This window comes from Gemmata algarum (assembly GCF_034097035.1).
Lineage (GTDB): Bacteria > Planctomycetota > Planctomycetia > Gemmatales > Gemmataceae > Gemmata > Gemmata algarum.
On record NZ_JAXBLV010000177.1, the window covers coordinates 61,662 to 80,584 of the forward strand.

Annotated in this window: 14 protein-coding genes; all 14 read right to left on the reverse strand. The window is 66.6% G+C overall.

Annotated elements, in window-relative coordinates:
- Complete coding sequence (locus R5W23_RS14375) at positions 1-405, reverse strand: hypothetical protein (RefSeq protein WP_320686886.1); 405 nt, start codon at positions 403-405, stop codon at positions 1-3.
- Positions 402-2,789: a carbon starvation CstA family protein gene (locus tag R5W23_RS14380; protein WP_320686887.1), complete on the reverse strand. Its 2,388-nt coding sequence runs from the start codon at positions 2,787-2,789 to the stop codon at positions 402-404. The genes R5W23_RS14375 and R5W23_RS14380 overlap by 4 nt, the downstream gene beginning before the upstream one ends.
- Before the next feature lie 68 nt (positions 2,790-2,857).
- Entirely contained in the window at positions 2,858-3,466 is a 609-nt protein-coding gene (locus R5W23_RS14385; protein ID WP_320686888.1) for a hypothetical protein, read from the reverse strand.
- A gap of 5 nt (positions 3,467-3,471) precedes the next feature.
- On the reverse strand, positions 3,472-3,747 hold the full coding sequence (locus tag R5W23_RS14390; protein WP_320686889.1) for a hypothetical protein: 276 nt from the start codon (positions 3,745-3,747) through the stop codon (positions 3,472-3,474).
- Positions 3,748-4,875, reverse strand: coding sequence for an AAA family ATPase (locus tag R5W23_RS14395; protein WP_320686890.1), 1,128 nt, complete (start codon positions 4,873-4,875; stop codon positions 3,748-3,750).
- A gap of 95 nt (positions 4,876-4,970) precedes the next feature.
- A complete protein-coding gene (locus tag R5W23_RS14400) occupies positions 4,971-7,946 on the reverse strand; it encodes a proton/sodium-translocating pyrophosphatase (protein ID WP_320686891.1) in 2,976 nt (991 codons plus the stop codon).
- A 217-nt stretch (positions 7,947-8,163) separates the two neighbouring features.
- On the reverse strand, positions 8,164-9,102 hold the full coding sequence (locus tag R5W23_RS14405; RefSeq protein WP_320686892.1) for a hypothetical protein: 939 nt from the start codon (positions 9,100-9,102) through the stop codon (positions 8,164-8,166).
- On the reverse strand, positions 9,102-10,028 hold the full coding sequence (locus R5W23_RS14410) for an aminotransferase class IV (RefSeq protein WP_320686893.1): 927 nt from the start codon (positions 10,026-10,028) through the stop codon (positions 9,102-9,104). Before R5W23_RS14410 ends, R5W23_RS14405 begins: the two co-directional genes overlap by 1 nt.
- Entirely contained in the window at positions 10,025-10,522 is a 498-nt protein-coding gene (locus tag R5W23_RS14415) for a protein-tyrosine phosphatase family protein (RefSeq protein WP_326522216.1), read from the reverse strand. Before R5W23_RS14415 ends, R5W23_RS14410 begins: the two co-directional genes overlap by 4 nt.
- Before the next feature lie 3 nt (positions 10,523-10,525).
- Positions 10,526-11,146, reverse strand: coding sequence for a SpoIIE family protein phosphatase (locus R5W23_RS14420; protein WP_320686895.1), 621 nt, complete (start codon positions 11,144-11,146; stop codon positions 10,526-10,528).
- A gap of 44 nt (positions 11,147-11,190) precedes the next feature.
- A complete protein-coding gene (locus R5W23_RS14425) occupies positions 11,191-12,510 on the reverse strand; it encodes a 3-deoxy-D-manno-octulosonic acid transferase (protein WP_320686896.1) in 1,320 nt (439 codons plus the stop codon).
- Positions 12,511-12,583: 73 nt separating this feature from the next.
- Complete coding sequence (locus tag R5W23_RS14430; RefSeq protein WP_320686897.1) at positions 12,584-13,507, reverse strand: DUF1559 family PulG-like putative transporter; 924 nt, start codon at positions 13,505-13,507, stop codon at positions 12,584-12,586.
- Between the two features lie 63 nt (positions 13,508-13,570).
- Positions 13,571-17,482, reverse strand: a complete 3,912-nt coding sequence (secA, locus tag R5W23_RS14435) for a preprotein translocase subunit SecA (protein WP_320686898.1) — start codon at positions 17,480-17,482, stop codon at positions 13,571-13,573.
- 205 nt (positions 17,483-17,687) lie between these two features.
- Positions 17,688-18,836 (reverse strand): hypothetical protein, encoded by a 1,149-nt coding sequence (locus R5W23_RS14440; RefSeq protein ID WP_320686899.1) that lies wholly within the window; start codon positions 18,834-18,836, stop codon positions 17,688-17,690.
- Positions 18,837-18,923 lie beyond the last annotated feature (87 nt).

An 18,923-nucleotide genomic window follows, 5' to 3' on the forward strand; every position in this document is an offset into this window, starting at 1 on the left:
CTAGCGCCGGCCCTCGGCGCGCCGCTCGCGCATTTCCTGGAACGTCATCCCGGCCCAAACGATCAGGAGCACGCCCCACTGCGCGACCGGCACGAGCACGCGGTTCATGCCCGGCGTCCGGCGGAACTGCGGATCGAAATCGTACCGGTACAAATCGAAGCCGAGCACCCCCAACCCGCCGACCGCGATCACAACGGCGACCCAAAACAGCACCCGCGAGCGGTCGGCGTGGGTGCGGCGGCGCCACGCCGCGAGTGCGAGGAACAGCGGCGGCCCGAGCAGAAATCCGAGCACGAGCGCGCTCGCCCCGGGCTGCGCCCAGTCGGTCATCAGGGCGACGAGCGCCAGTTCTCCGAGCGCCGCCGCGAGGGCGAGCGAGACGGCTTCGCGTGCGTGCCGGGTCATGCCGTGCCATCCGCGTTCGGGCGCCGGAGCGGGCCGAGCCACACGCTCACCCACCGCGCCGCCGACCAGAGCAGCAGCGCGAGAACGCAGGTGATGACGAAGACGGTGAGCCCGGCGTTCATGTAACCGGTGAAGATCGACTTCTCCCCCGCGGCGATCAGATCCTCGGCCGCCTTGTGTGCGGCTCCGGTGGCGCCGGCCAGTTGCTGCTGACCCTGTTCAACCTTCGCCCGCCCGCTAGAGATCATGCCCGCGAATTGCCCCGTCACGAGCTGCGTTCCGGCGGTGAACGTCGTGCTGCACACGAACAGCATCGGCAGCGCCGTGACCAGCGCGTACCGGCCGCGCCCGTTGTTCACGAGCCACGTGGTAACTAACGCGAGGGCCAGCACCGCGAGGAGTTGGTTCGCGATGCCGAACATGGACCAGATGGTGGTGATGCTGCCGGTCCACACCAGCCCGACCCAGCCCAGAGTGACGGTCGCACTGGCGAGCACCGCGCCCGGGAGCCAGTCCGGCCGTGCCACCGGCGTATAAACGCGTCCGACGCTCTCCTGCAACAGGAACCGGGCGATGCGCGTGCCCGCGTCGATGGTGGTGAGGATGAACAGCGCCTCGAACATGATCGCGAAGTGGTACCAGTACTTGAGCAGCGATTCGCCCTGCACCCCGAGCCACATGAACGCCTGCTCGAAGATGACCGACATGCCGACCGCCAGCGTGACCGCCCCGCCGGTGCGCCCGCGGAGCGACTCCCCGCCCACCTTCTCTTCCACCCGGCCCAGGTCGAGGTGCTGGGGCGAGCTGACGTTGGTCGCGTGGGCCGGATCGGCCGCTTCCGGCGGCACCTTCACGCCGTAGCGGTCGAACACCTCGTCGAGACGCGTTTTGAACTCGGACTCGCGGTCGATGGGAACGTTGATGGCGTAGTACAGCTCCGACGGCAGCGCCGCCGCCGCGATGAGTGCCGTCACGGCGACCAGCCCCTCCATCAGCATCGAGCCGTAGCCGATGGTGCGGATGTGCGATTCTTTCTCTACCATCTTCGGCGTGGTGCCGCTGGACACGAGCGCGTGGAACCCGCTGATCGAGCCGCACATGATGCAAATGAACACGAACGGGAAGATCTGGCCGGGGAAGGTCGGCCCGCCGTTAATGAACACCTCGTTCAGCGCCGGCGCCTGGAGGGCGGGGTTCGCGACGCACACGCTCACGACGAGCAGCCCGATGGTGCCGATCTTCAGGAAGCTCGACAGGTAGTCGCGCGGCCCGAGCAACAGCCACACCGGCAACACGGCCGCGACGAACCCGTAGGTGCCAAGCGCGGCGATGGTCTGCTCGCGCGTGAGCGAGAAATACGCCCCGAGCGCCGACCGCGACACCGGCTCGCCGATCACGACCGCCGCGAGCGTGAGCACGCCCCCGATGAGCGACGCCTCGACCACGCGCCCGGGCCGGATGCGGTACATCCACAGCCCGACCAGAAGCGCGATGGGGATGGTGCAAGCGATGGTAAACGTGCCCCAGGACGAACCGGCCACCACCTGCGCACAGCCGGCGGGCGTGACAAAGGTGAGCGAGTCGGTGGGGTGCGTGTACGAAACGTGAGGGGAACCGGTTTCGGTGACCTCCGTGGGGTCCGCCGATGCCTTCCCGACACGCCAATTCCCGGATATCGTTCCGGGCACGCGCACGGCGAACGGCTCCGAGCGAGCGGTTGCGGCCCCCGCCGCTTCGTACCGGACGGAGCACCCGGGCGGGAAGTGCAGAACAGTCGCGCCCCCTTGCGGCTCGGCCCGAACGCGCTCGGCGACGGGCACCGTAATTTGCGTCCCCTTCGGCAGCTTCACCTCCTCGCCGCCGAGCGCCTTCACCACGACCAGGCCGAGGCCGGCGAGCGCGATCACCACGATAAAGAGGATCGCGACCGACGCGATGACGGCCGCCGGGTAGCCGAGTTCGTGCCGGGCGATCTCGGCGATGGATTTGCCGTCGCGGCGGACGCTGGCGGCCATCACGAGCATGTCCTGCACCGCGCCCGCGAGGCACACGCCGATGACGAGCCACACCAGCCCGGGCGCGAACCCGTACTGAATGGCGAGCACCGGCCCGATCAACGGCCCCGCGCCCGAGATCGCGGCGAAGTGGTGCCCGAACAGCACCCAGCGGTTGGTGGGGTGGTAGTTCTGGCCGTCGTTGAGGCGCACGGCGGGCGTTGGGCGGGTGTCGTCGAACGCGGCCACCTTCGCCGCGAGGAACGCCGAGTAGTAGCGGTACGCGATGGCGAGGCAGCACAGCACGGCGATCATAACCGGCATCGCGTGCAGGATCAGCCGCTGGCTGACGGGGTCGCGCGAGTACAGCGTGAGAGCGAACAGATCCATGAGGCAGCGTCCGGAGGAGAGAGACGCGAACTAGGTTACCAGCACGCCGCGCCGCGGGCCAACGCCGATCAGAATTGCGCGAGAATCGCCCCGAGTTCCGCGAAGTCATCGGGCTGGAAGAGTGTGTTGGGTTGATAAATGCGGACAAGCGCGTGGAGCAGCGCGTCCGCGATCGCGGTGCTGTTGAGCCGACCGGGAGCGCCGAGCCCATTAAGGTGTTGAGCGAGGGCGGCGAGCAACTCTTTCCCACCCATATCGCTAAGGTACTCACGCGCCGCAAAGAACTGAACCGACTGGCACCCAGCAAGGAGCGCGTCGTAACGCGCGCCGATTGTGGCCGCGTCTAGCCCCGGCAAAGCGGCGAGAGCCGCTCCGTTACTCGCGAGGCGAGCAGCTTCAGCCACAACGGCCGTGCGCCATCCGGCAGCGCCCAGCGCCACGCCGGGTGGTGGCGCGGCCGTCGGGTGCGTGAAACTCAAACTACCCAGCGCGTTCATCGCCCGAACGAGTTCGGTTCGTACCAATCCCGCGACGTGTTCGGGGATGAGCGGAACGGCAAGCTGTTGTAAGAGGGATTCGGTACCGGCCTCACTCCCAGGTAGCCCACTCGCCCACGCCGCATTGGGCAGCGCTCGCCACTCGTTGAACAGGTCGAGAACTACAAGCGGTTCGAGCAAGTAATTTAATTCTCGACCTCGTGCCGGCGCCAAACGAGCTGTCGGCTTGTGGGGGCGGTCCAAGTTGTGGCCGCTTCGGCGAGCGTGTAATCGTAGTCACGATCGCGAACCGAAATCGCGACATCACCCGAAGTGCGCTGCTGAAGGTAGCTCCGGATCGCACCCAACCCGGTGCTTCCGCCGGCGAGTGCGATCTGAACGGCGAGGCCGTGCCGCTGGACGACGATTTGATCGAGTACGCGGTTATCGATCGCGCACTCGCAGACGAGGAAGGTCGCCACCTACGCCCCCTCCGCGCGTGAGTCGTCGCCGAGGCCGCCCAACTCGATGACCGCGTCCGGCGGAACAGCGTCGCGAAGGTATGGGGAGTGCGTCGTGGCGATGATTTGATTGTTGTCACCCATTCGCGGGATCATGTGAAGTAATCGCCGCTGCCAGAGCGGGTGCTGATTCAGCTCCAGTTCGTCGATCAGGACGACCGAGCGGTGGATGTGTTCGGACACGAACCGGATGACCAGCAGGAGCAGCATCTTCTCGCCACTACTGAGACCCTCGTAGCCATATTCCTGCCGCCCGTCGCTGAAGCGGATGCTGAATTCATTGAGTTCGTCCCGTACCGCCCCAACAATTCGGCGCGGGGCGCACACGTCCGCGTAGCGATCGCGAATTGCCGCGAACGGATCGAGCGCGCGCGGGTCCGCATTGACCGAAGGGACAAGTGATTGGAGCGCAAGGTCCACGAGGATCGTGCGCGGATCGGTGGTTCGCAGGTCCGGGTTCTCTGCCGCCGCTTCGGTCGTTCCGTGAATGATGTTCCAAACCTGACGTGAAATTGTCTTCCCCCAACCGGTCCGTTCTTGATCGAAGGTGAAGGCTCCGCCAGCACGTTTGAGCCAGTCCCACGTCACCCGGCCTGTTCCCAAGAGGAAGGGAATCCGGTTTCGTGTGAGGAGCAGCACGGAGCCACCCGGGTCGTGATCGAATTCGGACCACCCGCCAGAGAGATTGTGTTTAGTATCTGGGTATATCCACGTTAGCTTGAGATTTGGTGTAGGCGGGAGCGCGGATGCAAAGCCCGGAAGTTCGGCCAGTTTTAGCACTTCATCGGCAGTCCGAATCTCCTCATCATCAAATCGCAGCCAGCACGTCACCTTCGCCTGAAGCGCGCCGCGAGAAACAACCGTTCGTGGGCTCAGTTTGAAGCCCGGCCTCAGCGTGGGCATTTCGAGGCTCGGCCCGAGCGCCGCGGCAATCGCATCAAGGACCGTCGTTTTGCCGCTTGTGTTGGGGCCGACCAGAAGTGTGAAGTCGCGCACCCGGCCGAGCGGGTCCGTAAAGTCCAACTCGAACGGCTTTCCGCCGGCGCCGAGGTGCCTGAAATTCTCGATACGGATCTTCGCCAGTTTCACGTTTCGCCCTCGCCGTTCGCCGTCGCCGGTCATTGTAACCGGCAACGGAGCGAACGCCGCGGCCAGGGCCACCCCAGAGGTCGGGGCGGTCGCGGTCACTTACCCTGAACTGGCTCCTTATCCAGCGCGCTCATCTCGGCGGTCTCCTTCTTCGACTGCCACCACGCCCACAGCACCGCCAGCACCGCCACGCCCGCGACCGCGGCGCCCACGGTCCAGTTCCCGGTCCCGTCCTTCACGTTGTGCATCATCACCAGTGGCAGCGCGAGCAGGCTCACCATGTTCATCACCTTGATGAGCGGGTTGATGGCCGGGCCGCTCGTGTCCTTCAGCGGGTCGCCGACCGTGTCGCCGGTGACGCTCGCCTTGTGCTTCTCGCTGCCTTTACCGGTGTTGCGTTCCTTGTCCTTGGGCTCGTCCTCGATCATCTTCTTGGCGTTGTCCCACGAGCCGCCGGCGTTCGACATGAACACCGCCATGAGCTGGCCGGTGAGGATCATCCCGGCGAGGAACCCGCCGAGCGCGAACGGCCCCAGCAGGAAGCCCACCACGAGCGGCGTGCCGATCGCGAGCAGCCCGGGGCCGATCAGCTCGTGTTGAGCGGTCGCCGTGCAGATCGCCACCACGCGCCCGTAATCCGGCGTCTTCGTGCCCGCCATGATCTCGGGGTCGCGGAACTGCTTGCGGCACTCGAACACGATCAGGTACGCCGCACGCCCCACCGCGCGAATGGTCATCGCGCTGAACAGGAACGGCACCGCGCCGCCGATCAGCATCCCGATGAACACCAGCGGTTCGGCGACGGTGAGCTTCGAGGCCCCTTGCGTGAAATCGCCGATCAGGAGCTGCCCGATCTTCTCCTCCGAGCCGGTCACCAGCACCGCGATGAAGCTGGCGAACAGCGACACCGCCGCAATCACCGCCGAGCCGATCGCCACGCCCTTGGTAATGGCCTTTGTGGTGTTCCCGACGGCGTCCAGGTCGGCGAGGATCTGCCGCGCGTCCGCGTTCTCGGCGTCCGGCATGAACCCGGGGTCACCGTCTTTCAGGCTCTGGCCGTTCACGTCACGGTTGAACGACATCTCGCCGATGCCGTTCGCGTTATCGGCGATCGGGCCGAACACGTCCATGCTGATCGTGTCGCCGGTCAACGTGAGCATCCCGATGCCGGTCATCGCGACCCCGAACGCGAGGTACAACAGGTTCTGCGAGTCGCCGCACACCGCAACCGCAGCGAGTATCGCGCCGGAAATGAGGAGCACCGCCCACACCGAGCTTTCGAGGCCGAGCGCCAGGCCCGAAATGATGTTGGTCGCGTGCCCGGTGCTGCTGGCCCGCACCACCTCCCGCACCGGGCTGTACTCGGTGCTGGTCCAGTACTCGGTACACTTGTTGAGCAGCACTGCGAGCAGGATGCCGATGAGGCAGCACCACGCGACCGCCAGGTTCAGCCCCGGCCGCAGCGGTACGTGGTACCGGGCTTGCGCCAGTTCGAGCAGCGTCGCGGTCGCACGCAGTTCCCCGTCCTGGGCCACACGACGGGTCCGCAGGTCGGTGACGAGTTGCAGCTCGTGCTCGCCCCCGGCCGCGGCCACCTTGACCCGGCGCTGCGCGAGCTGGTCGCGCGCCTCGGGGGCGAGCTTGCGCCACGCCGCCAGCGCGTCGGTCCGGTGCCGGTCCACCTCCGCTTCCAGCGCGACCGTTTTCGGGGCGTTCCGCTCGGCCCCGCTCCGCAGGTCGCGCAGCTCCTTCACCTCGGACGCCACGGTCCGCGGGCCGGCGTGCGTGAGCCCCAGTTCGGCGCGCAGGTCGGTGTTGTCGAACAGTTCCTGGTACATCCCGCGGTCGATGCCGCGCTCCACGATGTAGGCCGCGTCGAACCGCAGGTAAATGAGGCCGAACAGCATAAACCCGAGGGTGCTGATGACCGCGCTGCGCCAGAACCCGCGGTTGATCGCCCCCATCGCGGTCGAGCTGCTGCCCGTCGTCATGCCGGCGCCGACCAGCGACGTGCTGATGACGCTGGCGACCACGCCCACCGCCTGCACGAGCAGCGGGAAGATCATCCCCTTGAACCCGAACGCCGCGTACCCGAGCATCACCGCCGCCACCATCGTGACCGAGTAGCTCTCGAACACGTCGGCCGCCATCCCGGCGCAGTCGCCGACGTTGTCGCCGACGTTGTCGGCGATGGTCGCGGCGTTCCGCGGGTCGTCCTCGGCGATGGCCTGCTCCACCTTCCCGACGAGGTCCGCGCCGACGTCGGCGGCCTTGGTGTAAATCCCCCCGCCCACGCGCATGAACAGCGCCAGGAGCGACCCGCCGAACCCATAGCCGATCAGGATCTCGTAAGCCAGTTCGCCGAACACGAGCAAGATGAGCGTGCCGCCGAGCAGCCCCAGCCCGCAGGTGAACATGCCCGTGATGGTGCCGGTCTTGTACGCCAGCCGCATGGCGGCGCCGAAGTTCGCCCTCGTGTCGCCGGCCTCGCGCCGCGCGCGGGCGGCGGCGGCGACGCGCAGGTTACCTGCCGTGGCGAGCCGCATCCCGGTGAAGCCCACCGCGGCCGAGAAGAGCGCGCCCATCAGGAACGCCACCCCGCGCCCGACCGCGATCGTCTTCAGTTCGTCGATCGAGTGCATCCCGGGCTCAGCCTCCCACGGCCACTTCGACGCGATGATGACGCCCGTCAGCAGCACGATCAGCACGCCGACCACCGCGAACTGGCGCCGGAGGTAGGCGTTCGCCCCCTCGCGCACCGCCTGCGCGACCTTCTGCATCGCCGGCGTGCCGGTGTCGGCCGCGTACACCTCCTTCATCAGCCGGGCGGCGTACACGAGCCCGCCGACCGCGACCGCGAGGCACCCGAGCAGGCCGAGTTTCTCACCGAACCCGTAAGCGCCCGACGTAAGAAACGCGAACGGCTCCCAGGCGGAGCCGAACACGGTCCAATCGGCAGTCGGGCGGCCCGAGAAGTCGCCCGCCCCGAGCAACCCGATCGGGAGGGCGCAAACGACGAGCAGCAGCCACGGGAACCGCGGCCGGCGGGCGCGAGAGCGAGAGAGGGACATTACAGTGTCCTGGCGCTTGGGTCTTGGCGGTCCGAGCCGTTCGGTCGCGAGCGGAAAGAGCGAAAGCCCTCCGTTCGGCGGTCTCGACCGGAACAGCGCGGGGCTTGTAACAAGCTGTCACAAACCCCAGCAAGGGTGGTAAGAATACTCTGTGAAGAACGCGCCGTCTACTCGCCAGATTCGGACATTGTGGACGCCACTCCGGAGAAGAAGCGGATCACAACCCGGTCGTGGTGCGGAACTCGGCGAGCGTAGCTGCTGTCGCCGCCTGGGTCGTCCACACTTGAAGCTTGACGAGGTCGGCGCACGAGCGAACGGCCGCTTCCACTTCGGCCGGGGTGCTTCCGAACTTGGCCGCGAGGACGTTCAGGAGCATCAGAACCGCCTGCTCGGCGCGCCCCTCGGCGCGCCCCTCGGCCACGCCTTTAGCCTTACCCAAAGCGATCCACTCGTTCACGACGGGTGATTCGATCACGTTCCAACCCTCCAGTGCCTTTTCCCAAACCTCGCGGCGACCAGCGGCAGCGGCGAAGACGAGCGCCAAACCGCCGTAGGTGCCTCGGGCGCGGCGGTCCGGCTCGCCTTCCGCAAGCACCTTCCACCGGTCGATGATAACCGCATCGTCGCCACCGGTCATCAGCGGGAGCCACGGCAGCAGCGCCCGCGACCAGTGCCCGGCCTCAATTCCCGCAAGCAAGGTGGCGGCGCGCTCGGTTACGAGGTTCCGTTCGACAACGCCGAGGTGGGTGACCAGCGGTGTGCCGGGCCAGCGCATCTCGCGCGAAGCGCGACCCGTACCGGTCAAGTTTACGACCACCGCCCCGATGTTGAACCGGCTCCCGCGCTCCGGGTCCGGCTTCAGCGATTGCCACAAGTGCCCGAGGTAGATCATCAACCGCCCAAACATCATCGGATCCGGCTCGATCTGGAACTCGATCGCGATCGCCCACGGGGCCTCTTCGGTTCCAAAGTTACGGGCGCGGGCCACCGTATCGCCGATCTGGTCCGGCTCGTGCGGTAGGGGAACGGCCCGCGTGTCGAGCCAGCCGCCGAACGTGATTTCCGATGTGGGAACCCCAAACGCCCACGCGAGGAACGCAAGCGGGTCCATCTTCGTGACGTATCGCGCCGCCTTATCGAACGGGTTCGCTGGCATCACGCCCTCGCGTCGGTGAACGACCTCGCGACATCCACGCCGACCAGATCGGACCACGCCGCGAGCAGTTTCGCCAGCACAGGCCCGAACGGCTCGAACGTTCGCGAGGCGCACACCGCTCCGCCGAACAGCTCGCGCGCCGCGGCGAGACAGAATCCGGTACCCGCGAGCAGAAATTCGGACCCGTGAGCCGCGTCCCGGTGGTGAACCGGGGCCTCGGTGTACGGAACACCGACCGCGCAACACAGCTCGCGCGTCACCTTCAAGCTGATCCCGTCAAGAACGGTTCCCGGCGGTGGGCTAACGACCCCTCCGTCGCGCACGATAAGGATGTTCGCGACACTGGTTTCTGTGAGGTACTCGTTCTCAACTGCGAGCGCCAAGGCGGTGCTTCCGGCTAACGCCCGGGCTTGGTTGTCCGCGACGTGCCACGCCATCCGGCTGCGGTGCTTCACCGCCGGCGGAACCACACCGTTTGGCGCCGACCAGACGTTGGCGACGGCACCGAGCCGGACGCCCTCGGTAAAAAACGTCCGGTACCGAGCAAATGGAAGTGGGTAGGTGACCATCCCGAGGGTCGGCGGGCCGTTCTGCGGCTCTCCGAGGTAGAAGCCGAGCGGCCCGGGGGTCGCGAACGTCACCAACTGAAGCTCGCCGCCGGGCGGCAGCAGTTTCGCGTTGTGCGCAACCAATTCGTGGGCGGCGGCGGTGAGTTGTTCGTCGGTCGAACCGAGTGGAACGTAGCACGCAACACAATCCCGCCGAAAACGCGCGAGGTGGTCCGCCCAGCGGAACAGTTTGTGGCGGAACGTGCGGGCGTTGTCCACCACTGTAGCGCCCGAAACGAACCCGGCGTCGTGGAGTGAGAGCGCGGCTTCCGAAAACGGCACGAGCCGACCGTTAAAGTACGCGAGCGGGGCGTTCATTCCTCCTCCGCGAGCGGGAACGGCACGACGAGGTCCGAGCGCGGGTGCGGTAAGAAGTGCGCCAGCCCGTGCTTCTGCGCGAGCCGCACGTGTTCGTTGCTCACCATCTGGTAGTGCCCGGCGGTCGCGTGCGGCGCTCGCGACTCAATCAGGTCGCGGGCCGTGTGCGGGTCGAGCCCGAGCGCGATCAGGTACAGCCACAGGATCGTCGGCGAGCGCAACCGACCGACCATGCAGTGAACGTAAACGTGGGCGTCGGGCGCCGCTGCAAGTTCGTGCAGCGCGTTGAGCGCCTGCAATGCGGTTGCGGGCAAGAGCCGACGGCTGTCGGACATCGGCACCCAGGCAACATCGCCGAACCCGTCGGCGACCGAAACATCGCTGGGGCGATCGGACACATTCAGCACGTGGGTGATTCCGCTCGCCAGAAGCCTGGGTGCGTCTTCTGGGCGCGGAAACATGCCGACCGATAGGCATTGTGTGATACGGTACATGCTCTACTCGCCCTCGAGCAGTACAACGGTGAAGTCGTCTTGAAACTCGCCAGTCGCGTGCAGGCGTGCCGCAGCCCGAAGTTCTTCCAACAGTTCCTCGCCGGATAGTCGAGCGGTGCTGTCCCACACGCGCTCCCAGGTCGCGTACTTCCAGACGCCGTCGCTAACGATCAACAATTTCCAGGGTGCGACGAGTTCCAAAGCGAACGGCACGAACGTCGCTTCGCCACTGCCAACAGGCGGGTTCTTGAATTGCCATGAGGTGAGCACCTGTGGGGCCGCGTCCCCGCACACCACGACTGCCGCGCTGTCACCACACGATGACCCGGTGACGTGTCCCGCTGTTGCCCGCAACGCGACCAGCGTGGTGAATCCAGCCGTGGAATCGGCCGCGACGGCGTTGTCGGCGCGTGCCAGGGCGCCGGCCCAATCGGGCTCAGGCCCGCGCATCAGCTCTTCCAGTGCGACTTGACAGGCGAGTCGGGCTGCCCGGGCGCCGCCTGCGCGCCCGCCCTGGCCGTCGGCGAGCCCGACGACATAACCGCCCGGCACCTCGCACACGAGAAACATGTCCTCGTTCACGGCGTGCCCGCCCGCGGCGCTGAAGGTGTATGCGCGGATCATTCGCGCCTCGGGTCGTGAGTTCACCGGCCCAATTGTAACCGAGGTTATGCGGCGCGACTGCCCGCGGGTGAAGGGATGACGGAATCGATCACGTCGAGCGTGCGAAACGTCGCGCCCTGTTGGCGCTGGACCAGTTCGCGGGCCGAACGACCCATTCGCGCCCGCAGGTCGGGGTCGGTAAGGAGCTTCATCAACTCCGCCTCAAGGGCATTTGCGTCGGGCACCATCACGGCCCCGCCTGCTTCAACCAAGCGTTTGGCGGCGTCGCGAAAGTTCCACACGTGCGGCCCGAACACGCACGGTACCCCGTACCCGGCGGGCTCGATCATACTTTGCCCGCCGCGCACCCCGTCGAGACTCCCGCCGGTAAATCCAACGTCCGCCAATCCCCACGCGGCGCCGAGTTCGCCCACCGTGTCGAGTAACACGACCGCGGGGGCTTCGGCCAGAGGGGTGGAAACGGTAGAGCGTCGCACGAACGGCAGTTGCGCGGCTTCGACGAGCCGCACGACCTCCTCGAAACGATCGGGGTGACGAGGGACGAGTAGCAGTCTCACGTGCGGGAATCGCGTGCGCAGTCGGGCGAACACGTCAAGAACGATCGCTTCCTCTGGCGCGTGTGTGCTGCCGGCCAGCAGAACGAGGGGGGAGCCGCCCGACGGATCAGGCCCGACCAGACCAAGAAGCCCGCGCAGCCGCTCCGTTTCTGGCGTGCTACGTGTCCGCAGCGCGCCGTCGTACTTGATCGACCCCGTCGTGACGAGCTTCGTACCCGGTACGCCGAGTTGCCGGAGGCGGTCGGTGTAGTCCGCCTCTTGGACCGCGAATCGCGTCACGTGGCGGAATAGCAACTGTCGGGCGAGTCCGGCGACACGCTTCATGCGCCGGAAGGTGCGCGGGCTCATCCGCGCGTTCACCACGACCACGGGCACATTTTGCTGACGTGCAGCGGCGAGAAAGTTCGGCCACAGTTCGCTTTCGGCGAGAACCACCAACGAAGGCTTTACCGCGCCAAGTGCCGCCGCGACCGCCCAGGTGAAGTCGAACGGCCACGCGATCACGTCCAAATCGGCGAACCGGCGCTTCGCCTCGGCGAGTCCGGTATCGGTGGTGGACGACACGACGACGTGCCAGTCAGGATGTCGCTTGCAGAAGGCCGGAACGAGCGTTCCGAGCAGGTTGACCTCCCCGACGCTGACCGCGTGAAACCACGCCACCGGCTTTCGCATCGGGTTGGTGATGCGGACTCGTCCGAACAACTTCGCGGCAGGGTTCTGGCGATAACGACCGGTTCGAGCCGCGCGCCAGAGTAACCACGGCGAGAGCGCGAGCAGAGCCAACAAGTAAACGAGGTCAAGGAGCATGGGAATCGCAGTCTAAAGATGCGGTGCGGCTGAGAGGATATCCCCTTCCCGCCGCGATTCCCATTCCAGTTTGCTACCAGTCGCTGCCCAGCACCTCACCGCCAGCGGGTGTCACGGCGGCCCAGAACGTGGCCGGGCTCATGGACGGGGAAAGTGTGCGGACGCTTCCGTCTGCCAGCGCAACAATCATCCCTTCACGATGCGGCGTTTGCGGAACTGACCAGTCACATTCGTTCGCACCGGGGGCACGAGGATTTTCCCAACTGTCCTGGAACCAAACTTGAGGCGCGACCTGGAACGTGGCCCCTGCACGACTCGGGCGTGTGATGGCCGGATTACCACTCGTAACGGGATAAACGTCTTGCTCGTTCTGACCACGAAATACCGACCCGCCGTCGGCAAATGTCGGGCGGTGAACAGTATAACCGGGCCGGCCGATTGGCTCGGTTGTTGTATATGAGAATCGGACACTACCGCACGAAGCATAGTGTTCAGCAATAGTGATCGTATTGCTCAGCCCGTCAGTGAATGTCGTTGTCAGGCTCGCTGATCCGACAAAGACCTGAGCATTACCTGTATAACTAATTGCTGATTGTAACGGGCGGGACGCTTTTGCTTGATGGGCTGCGAACCCGGGATCAACGGGACTGACATACACGGGAACGAGGTCTGGCAGTGCTTGAGCTGAAGTGGTTGGGACCTCGAGGTACGGCAAAAGGGCCTCAAACAAAACCGGTTCTCGCTGGATCACGAACATTCCGAAAGGCTCTGACCAAACGCGCCGAGGGTTTCCGTCAATGGCCGGAAGCAAGTCGCTTCGAGTACCCGCGAAATTATGAACGGCTAAGTTGATCTGCCGCACATTGTTCGCACTTTTCATCCGTGCAGCCGCGCTGCGCACCTTTTGCACTGCCGGCACTAGCAAGCCAATCAGCACGGCGAGGATTGCAACAACGACGAGCAACTCGATCAGTGTGAACGCTCGGCGACGGTCCATGTCTTATCTCCAAAAAAGACGTTATCTCGACCGGACCGGCACCGACTCGTTCGCCTCCGCCGCCTACCGTTTGCCGGCCTCCATCTTCATGTGACAGTTCTTGTACTTCTTGCCGCTCCCGCACGGGCACGGGTCGTTGCGGCCTACCTTCTTACCCTCATTGCGGATTGGGTCGGTCTTCTTCGTCTCGCCCCCGCCCGACGTGTTCGTCTGCTGCTGCGAGGCGTCGAGCTGGGCCTGACGCGCCTGGGTCGCGCTGATGGCCGCGGCGTGCGTCGCGCGGGCGCCGGCCCACAGCGCCGCCTGCGCCTCCTCGTCGCCCATCTCCTCCATCCGGAAGACGGCTTCGGTGATGCGGTCGCGGATGCCCGCCCACATCTTGTCGAACTCCTGCATCCCCTCGCGCTTGTACACGATCTTCGGGTCTTCTTGCGCGTAGCCCGCCAGCCCCACCCCGCTGCGGAGGTTGTCCATCACCAGCAGGTGCGTCTTCCACGCGCTGTCGATCTGCTCCAGCACGAGTTGCCGCTCGACCGAGTGCATCTCCGGCCGGTACTTTTCGTCGTAGGCGTTCAGGACCATGTGCCGCGCCTCGACCGCGCTCCGCCCGGTGAGCTTCGCGGCGTCGAGCGTCAGCCCCAGCTCGCGCTGCGCCCAATCGGTCAGTTCCTTGGCGTCTTCCGGGTCGGCGACTTTGGCGCCGCTGAAGGTCGTGGTCACCTGGGCGTCGATCTCGTCGATGTCCGCAGCCGGCATCGCCTTGGGCGCCAGAGCGGTGAGCCGCTCGCGCAGCTTCGACCGCGGCTCCGTGCGGATCACCTCTTCGGTCCAGCCCTCTTCCTCCAGCGCCTGGAACGCGACCGCGAAGAACCCGTTCGAGTCCGCGAGCACCTGCGGCCCGTGCTTCCGCGCCGCCAGCACCGTTCCGAGCCGCTGGGCGCTCCAGCGGTACAGCCCGTCGCGGTCGTACCGCTGCTGCCCGGCCGCCGGCTTGTCGGACATGAAGTTCTGCATCGCCACCCGCACCGGGAACTCCACGTCCTTCTCGCGGTACGCGGCCCGCACCCTCTGGTACAGGTGCCCGTTCAGCTCGCTCCCGTCGCCCCGGGCGACGATCTCCTCGGCCGTGATCTTTACGCCGAACCGCTGGCGGAGCCACTCGGCGAGGGCCTCGGCGCCGTAGGTGCGCGTCAGGTACCGCGCGCCTTCGTCCAGGTTCACCGCGTTCACCGCGGCCTCGGCCTGGGCGCCCAGGTGTTCCGCGAGCTTGTCGGGCGCGATCTTGCGCAACTCCTTTTCGGTCAGCTTGAGGTCGTACCGGGCGTTGACCGCCCGGGTCAGCTCCGACCACTTCCAGTCCTTCGGGTCCTCGTCCGCCCCGAGGTTCTCTTCGAGCCGCTCCTGCATGAACGTCTCGACGTTGGCCAGCGCCTGTTCGATCGCCTGGCGCGCCGCGTCCTCGTAGGAGGAGGTGCGGAAATCGCCCGCGGCGAACTCCATGCCCAGCCGGTTGCTGGCGAACTCGGCGAAGCTGGCGGCGCCGTAGCTGTCGTTCAGGAACCGCGCGCTCGCGTCGGCGATCTGCGTGCGGATCATGTCCAGGATCATGGCCCGCGGGTTCATGCCGTCCAGGATCTCCTGGCGCGCGCCGTACACGCGCTTGCGCTGGAGGTCCATCACCTCGTCGTACTCGAGCAGGTTCTTGCGCTGGTCGAAGTGGTACTCTTCGACCTTCTTCTGGGCCTTCTCGATGCGCCGGCTCACCATGCCGGACTCGATCGCCTCGCCCTCCTGCATCCCCAGCCGGGTGAGCACGTTCCCGACCCACTCGCCCGCGAACAAGCGCATCAGCTCGTCCTGGAGCGACAGGTAGAACCGGCTCGACCCCGGGTCGCCCTGGCGGCCGGCGCGGCCGCGGAGCTGGTTGTCGATGCGGCGGGAGTCGTGCCGCTCGGTGCCGAGGATGTGCAGCCCGCCCATCTCGGCGACCTTGCGGCCCTCCTCCTTCATCTTCTCCTTCGCTTCGATCTCGTTGATCGTCGCGGCCCACACGTCGTTCGGCACCTCCAGGCGGGTGGGGTACAGGGGCCGCCCGTCGGCGTCCTTGGCCTGCTTGAGGCGCGCCCACGCGAGCGTTTCGGCGTTGCCGCCGAGGATGATGTCGGTCCCGCGGCCGGCCATGTTCGTGGAGATGGTGACCGCGCCGATGCGCCCCGCCTGGGCCACGATCTCGGCCTCGCGGCCCACGTGCTCCGGCTTCGCGTTGAGCAGCTCGTGCTTGACCCCCCGGCGCTTCAGCAGTTGCGAGAGCTTCTCGCTCTTGTCCACGTCCTTGGTGCCGATCAGGATCGGGCGCCCGCTCTTGCTGATCTCCACGACCTCGTTAACGACCGCGTCCCACTTCTCCTTGTCGGTCCGGTACACCAGGTCCTTGTGCTCGATGCGGAGCATCGGCTTGTTGGTGGGGATCGCCACCACGTCGAGCTTGTAGATCTTCCAGAACTCGTTCTCTTCCGTCTTCGCGGTGCCGGTCATGCCCGCGAGCTTCTTGTACAGCTTGAAGAAGTTCTGCAGCGTGACCGTGGCCATCGTCTGCGTTTCTTGCTTGATCTGCACCCCGTCTTTGGTGTGCTTCGCCTCGACGGCCTGGTGAAGCCCGTCGGACCACTGGCGGCCGTACATCGCGCGGCCGGTGTGCTCGTCGATGATGACGATCGACAGCTCGTTGTTCTCCCGCGCGTCGCGGTCGATCATGTAGTGGCGGTCGATCTGGTACAGGTGGTGCGCCTTCAGCGCGTTGTCCATCAGGTGCGGCCATTCCATGTTACCGGCGGTGTAGAAGCTCTCGACCCCCGCCAGCTCTTCGGCCTTGCGCACGCCCGCATCCGTCAGATGGCAGGTGCGCTCCTTCTCCTTGATCTCGAAGTACACGCCCTTCGGGGGCGGGTTCTGCGGGTCCACTTTGGTGGCGTCGAGCGGGGCGAGCAGCGTGAGCCCGTCCCCTTCGGTGCCGCCGGCCTTCATGGTGCCGGCCGCGACGATGTCGCGCCGCGCTTTGCGCTCCAGTTCCGTTAGCGCGCGGGCTACCTTGTCGGCCTCGGCGAACCGCTTGGCGTCGGAGAAGGCCGGGCCGCTGATGATGAGCGGGGTGCGGGCCTCGTCGACGAGGATGTTGTCCACCTCGTCGATGATGGCGTAGTGGTGGGCCCGCTGCACCTGCCGGTAGTACGGGTGGTAGTTCTCGTCGTCGTGCCGCGCGATCTTCATGTTGTCGCGCAGGTAATCGAACCCGAACTCGGAGGCGGTGCCGTAGGTGAGGTCGCACTCGTAGGCGCGGCGCCGGGCCTCCGGGTCCATGTCGCTCTGGATGTACGCCGCGTTCACCCCCAGCGCGTAATAGATGGGCAGCATCCACTCGCAGTCGCGGCGCGCCAGGTAGTCGTTCACGGTGACCACGTGGACGCCCTGGCCCTCGAGCGCGTTGAGGTACGCGGCGAGGGTCGCGACGAGGGTCTTACCTTCACCGGTCTTCATCTCGGCGATGCTGCCCAGCCCGGTGCCGTACCCGTGCAGCACCGCGCCACCGACCACCTGCACGTCGTAGTGGCGCATGCCCTTCGTGCGCCGGCCGGCCTCGCGGACCGCGGCGAACGCCTCGGGCAACAACTGGTCGAGGGTGGCTCCCCCTTTGAGCCGCTCGCGGAACTCGGCGGTGAGCCCCTTGAGTTGCTCGTCGGTCAGCGCCTGCATCTTCGGTTCGAGTTCGTTCACCTTCGCGAGCGCCGAGCCGGGCACCACAGTGTGGACCGCGGCGCCGCGCGGGCGCACGTACCCGATACCCCGAATGCGTCGCTCGTCGGCGGACCCGCCCACCAGCCGGGAGATGACGCCCACGCACGCTTCGACGAAGGCGTTGAACTTGTCGCCCAGCTTCTCGAAGAACGTCGGTTCCATCCCGGTCTGTGCCGTCGCCATTGCGTTAATCCTCGTGCGCGAAAGTCGGTGCGCCCGCCCGGAGTCATGCCGGGGCGCACCGACCGCGCCAGATTCCCAATCTAAGGAGCATAGAAAAACCGGTCAATACAGACCGGCCGCGCGAGCCCGTACCGTCCACACAGGCGGCGCCATGCTAACGGGACGCCTAAAGGGGCCGAACTCGCTGTTCGGCGTCGGAGTGCCGTCACCGAGCCGGCAGTACCGTGGCGAGCCACGGCCGCAAGTGCCGGTCCGCGAGCCGGCGACTGAACTTCTCGGCGCCGCCCGGGAGCATGTGGTGTCCGTCCCAGAAATCGCCGGTCTCCCATCCGTCGGACAGGTCGAACACGGGGACACCGAGCTCACCCGTGAACACCCGAACGAACGCGGCAAGGGCCGCGCGGGACTCGGGGGTGTACAGCTCACGGAACAGCGGCGCTTCGGCGGTGAGGTACAGAGCGACCGGCACCCCGTCGGCCCGGCACGCCGCGACCACCTCCCGGTACGCCCGCTCCGCCATCGGGTGCAACGGCATCTCGCGACACATCTGTCGGTACGCACCGACCGCCTTATCAGTCGCCCGCTGCCGGTCTGCGTCGGAAATCTCTTTCGCCGGGAACGCGTGGAACCCGGTTCCGTTCGGGAACCGGGCGATCAGCGGCAGCCAGTAGTGCGCCGGGAACAGGTCCGGTACGATTTGGCGCTGAATACTCTGGAGGTGCGCGGCCGGTCCGAACGCGCGGGACTGAACCCAGCGCCGGACCGGCTCCGGGTCGTGTGTGTTCGGCGCCAAACTCGCCAATTCGGCAGCGGTCAGCCCCGCGCCGCTCTCCGCATAGACGGTGTGGGCGGCGTCCGGAACGCAGAGCAGCGCCGGGAAAATCTCGACGATGACGGCGTCCGGCTTAACCCCGTCGGCGCGGAGCCGGCGGTACCCGAGCGGGTGGTGAACCGGGAGCGCGCCGGCCAGCCCGAAGTTGAACACCAGCGGGTCCCGCGGCCCCTCCGGAAGCCCCGTCGCGGCCGGGTTCAGTGCCATCTGTGTGCGCGAACTGCCGACGGCCAGCACCAGCGGTCGGTCGGGGTGTTCGGCCCGAAGCTGCTGAACGGATGCGAGCCTGTGACCGTACTCGGGGAACCGGACGAGCGGCAACCGCGCGTCGAGCGCGACCGCGAACGCCGCATTGGCGGCCACCAGAATCGCGGCGAACGACGCCAGCGCGAGCCGGGCCTTCGCCCCACGGGTGCGGCTCCGGTTCCGGCTCGGCCGCGGTGGCTCGGTTACTGCGATCGGGCGCAGGGTCGGGATCGCGGGCGTCAGTTGCGGGGGAACCAGAGAGGAGCGCCCGAACATGGTTGTGCCGGTCCTTTCGCGTGGTCGCGGCGGACGGGCCGTGGCGGCGAACCGACCGACCCGGAGGCGTGATCCATACCGCGTCGC